This window comes from Actinomycetospora sp. (assembly GCF_055612215.1).
In genome coordinates, this window is sequence record NZ_JBVPVA010000491.1 from 1 (window position 1) to 1,218 (window position 1,218).

1 protein-coding gene is annotated in these 1,218 nt (G+C 75.2%); it reads left to right on the forward strand.

Features of this window, described 5'->3' with window-relative positions; all coding sequences use genetic code 11:
* Positions 1 to 340 precede the first annotated feature (340 nt).
* The coding region (locus AC0CYZ_RS13755; RefSeq protein WP_472216204.1) for an amidohydrolase family protein at positions 341 to 1,218 on the forward strand (878 nt) is incomplete at its 3' end.

Consider the following 1,218-nt stretch of genomic DNA (forward strand, 5'->3'; position numbering starts at 1 on the left):
CCGTCGGCGACGGCGGGCCGAGATGGATGGTCGCCGCCCGCGGACCCGCGAGGGTCCGTGGGTACAGGATCCGGCTTACAGGCCGACTCCTCCGCCTCCGACCTGTGCACCCGGCAGCCCTCCGGCCTGGTGCCGTCGACCGCCACGAGCAGACCGAGGCACCCGGTGCCCTCGGACACCGCCGCCGACACGACCCACCCGGGAGGGGACATGGAGGGCGATCCGACCAGCACGGCGCGCAGCCACTCGTGATGACCGGGAGCGAGCGCCGGCCGCCGTGCTCCGGGTCCCGGGCCGACGGCGCTGTGGCGCACCGTCCCACCGAGTCGGGCGTCACCGCGTGAAGACCCTGATCTCGGCCGGCACGGTCGTCCCGGAGCCGGCCACCGCGCTGGCGGACTCGGCGGTCGTCGTGGACGCCGGCGTCGTCGTCGAGGTCGGGCCGAGCGAGGAGCTCCGCGCGCGGCACGGGGACGCGCACGTCCTCGACCACCCGACGGGCGTGGTGGTCCCGGGCCTGATCAACGCGCACGTGCACCTCGCGTTCGACGAGTCGGCGGACATCGCCGCGGTGGACGAACAGGACGACGACGTCGCCCTCATCCTCGCCATGGCCGGACGCGCCCAGCGACTGCTGCACCGGGGCACCACGACGGTGCGCGACGTCGGCGACCGCGGCGCGCTGGCGGTGCGGCTGCGGGAGGCCACCGTCGCGGGCGCCGTCGTCGGACCCCGGGTCCTGAGCGCGGGCTCGCCGCTGACCCCACCCGGTGGGCACTGCTGGTTCCTCGGCGGAGAGGTCGACCCCGGAGACCACGGGGCGCTGCGGGCCGCGGTGGACCGGCAGGTCGAGGCAGGTGTGGACCTGGTCAAGGTGATGGCCTCGGGTGGGGGGACCACTCGTGGCGGGGCGGCGATGTGGCAGCCGCAGTTCGGGCTCGACCAGCTCCGCACGGTCGTGGAGCAGGCCCGCCTGCGGGGGGCCCCGGTGGCGGCGCACGCACACGACGTCGACAGCATCGAGGCCGCGGTCCGGGCCGGGGTGAGCACCGTCGAGCACTGCACCTGGATGAGTGGCGGGATGCAGGAGTTCGCCGGCCGTGAGCGCGCGCGATCGATCGTGGACGCGATGGTCGAGCAGGGCATCGCGGTGTGCCACGCCCACCCGAACCGGTGGGAGTTCTTCCGCATGGTGCACGGCGAGGCGGACGCCGACGA